The sequence below is a fragment of the Longimicrobiaceae bacterium genome (assembly GCA_035936415.1).
Classification (GTDB): Bacteria; Gemmatimonadota; Gemmatimonadetes; order Longimicrobiales; family Longimicrobiaceae; genus JAFAYN01.
Genome location: DASYWD010000573.1, coordinates 1 through 5,083 on the forward strand (window position 1 = coordinate 1; position 5,083 = coordinate 5,083).

The 5,083-nt window shown below is 72.4% G+C and carries 4 protein-coding genes; 3 read left to right on the top strand and 1 reads right to left on the bottom strand.

Going from position 1 to position 5,083, the window contains the following annotated elements; all coding sequences use genetic code 11:
- The first annotated feature begins 193 nt into the window (after nt 1-193).
- From VGR37_22920 to VGR37_22930, 3 genes are all read left to right on the top strand, one after another.
- Nucleotides 194-790: a TetR/AcrR family transcriptional regulator gene (locus VGR37_22920; GenBank protein ID HEV2150270.1), complete on the top strand. Its 597-nt coding sequence runs from the start codon at nt 194-196 to the stop codon at nt 788-790.
- On the top strand, nt 787-2,880 hold the full coding sequence (locus tag VGR37_22925) for an alpha/beta fold hydrolase (GenBank protein ID HEV2150271.1): 2,094 nt from the start codon (nt 787-789) through the stop codon (nt 2,878-2,880). Before VGR37_22920 ends, VGR37_22925 begins: the two co-directional genes overlap by 4 nt.
- A gap of 139 nt (nt 2,881-3,019) precedes the next feature.
- Nucleotides 3,020-3,835 (top strand): methyltransferase domain-containing protein, encoded by an 816-nt coding sequence (locus tag VGR37_22930; GenBank protein HEV2150272.1) that lies wholly within the window; start codon nt 3,020-3,022, stop codon nt 3,833-3,835.
- Between the two features lie 75 nt (nt 3,836-3,910).
- Here VGR37_22930 and VGR37_22935 read toward each other — a convergent pair.
- On the bottom strand, nt 3,911-5,083 hold a 1,173-nt coding region (locus VGR37_22935), incomplete at its 5' end, for a DNA polymerase domain-containing protein (protein ID HEV2150273.1).

The following is a 5,083-nucleotide window of genomic DNA, read 5'->3' on the forward strand; positions in this document are numbered from 1 at the left end:
CGGCAGGGGCGAGGCTTCGCCCCTGCCGGTCCGGGGGCCGGGTGCGCCGCTGCGCTCCGGGCCACGTAATCCTCTCATGAACCTTGACACCCGTTGTTCGGCACCGTATCCGTACGGCAGTTTTAGTCGTTTGACTAAGCCAGCTGGACAACACTTTGCCCCGCGCGTCATGAGAGCCAGCCGAGCAGCCGCCGTGCGGCACGAGGCAGAGGACCGTTTCCTCGACGCTGCTGAGCGTCTGCTGGTGGAGATCGGCTACCCGGCCATCACCACGCGGAAGCTGGCCGAGGAGGCGGGGGCGAACCACGGCCTGGTGCACTACTACTTCGGCTCGATGGAGGAGCTCTTCGTCCGAGTGCTGGAGCGCTTCACCGAGCGGCTGGTGGCGCGCCAGCGGGAGATGTACGCCTCCCCGGCCCCGTACGTCGACAAGTGGCGGGAAGCCATGCGCTACCTGGAGGAGGACCGGCCCTACCAGAAGATCTGGTGGGAGCTGCAGGCCATGGCCTGGAACCGCCCGGAGTACCGCGAGCGCATCGCCCGGGTGCACGCCGGATGGAGCGACGCCATGCGGGAGGCCGTGGCGGAAGCGCTTGCCGCATACCGGCTCGACGCCGGGCCGCTCTCCGCGGACGCGTGGGTGACGCTGATCGTGGCGCTCAACGAGGGGATCATCCTGGAGCGCCTCTCGGGGATCGAGCGCGGGCACCGGGAGCTGCTGGCCGGGATCGACCGGTGGCTCGCCTCGCTGGAGCATCGGTCCGCCCCCCCTGCGGGAGAGACGCCGTGAGGGCGCGCGAGCCGGACCGGACGGGCTACGTGGACCGTGGGGGCGTGCGGCTCCACTACGAGCTGTTCGGCAGCGGAGAGAAGACGGTGTTCTTCCTTCCCACCTGGTCGATCATCCACTCACGCCACTGGAAGGCGCAGATCCCCTACTTCGCGCGCCACCACCGCGTGCTGACGTTCGACGGGAGGGGAAACGGCCTGTCGGACCGGCCGGAGGATCCATCCGCCTACCGCGAGGAGGAGTTCGCGGCCGACGCGCTGGCCGTGATGGACGCCACCGGGACCGAGCGGGCCGTGCTGGTTTCGCTGTCGCTGGGCTCGATGCGCGCGCTGCACCTTGCCGCCGGCCACCCCGAGCGGATCACGGGCGCGGCGTTCATTGCGCCCTCGGCGCCGCTCGCACCGCCCCATCCCGAGCGCGCCGTCCACCCCTTCGACGAGCCGGTGGAGACGGAGGAGGGTTGGGCGAAGTACAACGCGCACTACTGGCGGAAGGACTACCCCGGTTTCCTGGAGTTCTTCTTCTCCCGGATGTTCAACGAGCCGCACTCGACCAAGCAGGTCGAGGACTGCGTAGGCTGGGGGCTGGAGACGGGACCAGAGACGCTCATCGCCTCCGCGACGGCGGGGGGGGCGAGCCGGGAAGAGGTGCTCGCGCTCTGCAGCCGGGTCCGGTGCCCGGTGCTCGTGGTTCACGGCGACCGCGACGAGATCAGCCCGCACGCGCGCGGGGCCGAGCTGGCACGCGCCACCGGCGGCAGCCTGGTCACGCTGGAGGGCTCCGGGCACGGGCCGCACGCGCGCGACCCCGTGCAGGTGAACCTCCTGCTGCGGGACTTCGTGGACGGAGGCCCGCGGCCACCGGCCGTCTGGACGCGCGGGCGGAGGCGGCGGAAGCGCGCGCTCTACGTCTCCTCCCCCATCGGCCTCGGGCACGCGCAGCGCGACGTCGCGATCGCCCGCGAGCTGCGCCGCCTGGTTCCGGGGCTGGAGATCGAATGGCTGGCGCAGGACCCGGTCACGCGCGTGCTGGAGGCGGAGGGCGAGCGAATCCACCCCGCGAGCGCGCACCTGGCCAACGAGTCGCGCCACATCGAGAGCGAGTCGGCCGGGCACGACCTGCACGTGTTCCAGGCGTGGCGGCGCATGGACGAGATCCTCCTGACCAACTTCATGGTCTTTCACGACCTGGTCCGGGAGGAGCCCTACGATCTCTGGATCGGGGACGAGGCCTGGGAGCTCGACTACTACCTGCACGAGAACCCGGAGCTGAAGCGCGCCGCCTACGTGTGGCTCAGCGACTTCGTCGGATGGCTCCCCATGCCCGACGGCGGCGAGCGTGAGGCCAGCCTCACGGCCGACTACAACGCGGAGATGATCGCCCACATCGCCCGCTACCCGCGCGTGCGCGACCGGGCGCTCTTCGTGGGCGATCCGGACGACATCGTCCCCGAGCGCTTCGGACCCGGCCTCCCCCTGATCCACGACTGGACGGAGGAGCACTTCGCCTTCTCCGGGTACGTCAGCGGCTTCGACCCCGCGCAGCTCCCCGCGCGTGACGCGCTGCGTGCGGAGCTGGGCTACGCACCGGACGAGCAGGTGTGCGTCGTGACCGTTGGCGGCTCGGGTGTGGGCGGCCACCTGCTGCGGCGCGTCATCGCGGCCTTCGACGAGGCGAAGCGCCAGGTCCCCGCCCTGCGCATGGTGGTGATCGCGGGGCCGCGGATCGATCCCGCCTCCCTTCCGACGCGGGAGGGGCTGGAGGTTCGCAGCTACGTGCACAACCTCTACCGGCACCTGGCCGCCTGCGACCTGGCGGTCGTGCAGGGCGGGCTCACCACCACGATGGAGCTGACCGCCAGCGGGCGGCCGTTCCTCTACTTCCCGCTCCGCCACCACTGCGAGCAGAACTTCCACGTCCACCACCGGCTCCAGCGCTACGGCGCGGGGCGGCGGATGGACTTCGAGACGGCGACCCCCGCGGTGATCGCGGACGCCATCGCCATGGAGATCGGACGGGAGGTCCACTACCGCCCCGTGGAGACCGGTGGCGCGCGCAGGGCGGCGGAGATGATCGCGGAGCTCCTCTGAGGCGCCGGGGGGCGCCTCGATTCACACCGTTCAAACGGGAGGGGCACCAGGCCCGGATCTCGTGCCCCGCCGGCATGGGCCGCAGGCACGTCGTCGCGGCAGACCCGCCGCTCCCCTCCCCCTTCCAGGAGCCGCTCCGATGACCGACTCGGCCGCGAACGAGCCCGTCGACCTCTTCGACACCACGTACGCCAACTTCCGGCAGCGCGTCCACGAGCAGATCCGACGCGACACCTTCGGGGAGGACATCGTCCAGAACAGCTGGCTCGTGGCGGACGAGGCCCGGGAGCTCTTCGAGTGGATGAGGCTGGATCCCACGTCCACGGTGCTGGAGGTCGCGGTCGGGTCCGGCGGCCCCGCGCTCTTCATGGCCCGCACCACGGGCGCAGGCGTGGTCGGGATCGACGTCAACGAGCACGGGATCACGGCGGCGAACGAGATGGCCCGCGCACAGGGGCTCGAATTGCGGGTGCGCTTCCGATGCGCCGACGCGGGCCAGCCGCTCCCCTTCGAGGACGGTTCCTTCGATGCGCTCGTCTGCATCGATTCCGTCAACCACTTCCCCGGACGGCTGGCGGTGCTCCGGGAGTGGCACCGGGTGCTCCGGCCCGGCGGGCGGCTCGTCTACACGGACGCGATCGTCGTGACGGGACTGCTCACCAACGAGGAGATCGCCGCGCGCAGCTCCATCGGCTACTTCCTGTTCGGACCCGTGGGCGAGAACGAGCGACTGATCCGGGAGGCCGGCTTCGAGCTGCTCCGCGCGGAGGACCGGACGGAGGCCGTCGCCCAGGTCTCGGGGCGCTGGCACGACTCGCGGGCCGCCCACCGGGACGACCTGCTCCAGATCGAGGGCGAGGACACGTTCGAGGGCCTGCAGCGTTTTTTCGCCGCCGTGCACGCGCTCTCCAGCGAGCGTCGCCTGTCCCGCTACGCGTTCCTGGCGGTCCGATAGATCCCTGCAGGGAATCGGACGCACCCTGCGTACAGGTGATGGACCCAGGGGAGCGCGCCGGCGGGCGCCTGGGCCTCAGACCGGTGTCCCGCCCGTCCCGGTGGGGCCGCCGGCCCACCCCGGGCGCACGTCCAGCACGGGCCGCATCGCGGCGGTGCAGGGCGCGAAGAGCGACATCTGGTCGGGATCGGCGAAGACCGAGGCGAAGTCGTCCGGCGTGAGCGCGCGCGCGAGCCGCGCCGCGAAGGTGTCGCGCAGCACGCGCGCGTAGTGCTCCACGTCGTAGTCCCGCGGGTCGGCGGACCCGGCTCCGGCCTCCGCGGCGTCGGCGGAGGGAGCGACGGCGGCCCCGCCGCCCCGGGTGCGGTACACCCGCACCCGCTCGCCGACGCGCCACGAGGCGTGCCCGCTCGCGAGCAGCGCTTCGTAGGCGTGCTCGCGCCGCGTCCCGCGCGTCTCGGCGTACCTGGCCGGCGACTTGGTCAGCCGCACCTGCGACGACACGTCGGACGTGGGCAGCTCGCGGCGGCGGAGCGCGTCGAGCGTCGCGAGGTACGCCTCGCGGACCCCGCCCAGGTCCCCGGCGAACAGCCTCCCGAGCGCGTCGCGCAGGAACGCCTCCCCGAACGGCTCCGCGCGGGTCGAGCGGAAGGCCACGCCGCGCAGGGTGAGCGTGCCGTCGTAGCCGAGCAGGGCGTAGTTCTTGGGCTCGTGCGACAGCATCGCCGCGTAGCGCCCCTCGAGCTCGAGCTGCACCAGCGGCGGCAGGAGCGCGGCGACCTCGGCCACCACGCGCCGCTCGTCCGCCTCGCCCCAGCCCTCGGGGACGGCGAAGTAGACGCCGTCGGTGTCCGCCTCCAGGAGCGTCACGCCGCGCGCGGCGAGCTCCCGGCACATCAGCGCGAGCGCTTCCCGGCCGCGGCGCGTCACCTCGTTCGCGGCGTGGACGTCGGCGAACCGGGTCAGCTCGCCCCCCGCCGCGAGGTAGCCGTAGGCCGAGTTCACGACGAGCTTCATCGCCGCCGAGGTGGCCTCGTGCGCGTGGCGCTCCGCGGACCCGGGGGCCGCCGCCCGCGCGCTCGCCTTGGCCGCGAGCCGCTGCTCCACCAGGCGGTCCACCAGCGCGAGCAGCGCGCCCAGGTGGTCGCGCGCGGGGCTGATGCGGTAGGCGCGCATCAGCGACGGGTAAAGGCTCGCGACGTCGGCCTTCACCACGCGCCAGGCCACGCCGGTGGCGAAGAGGTGGAG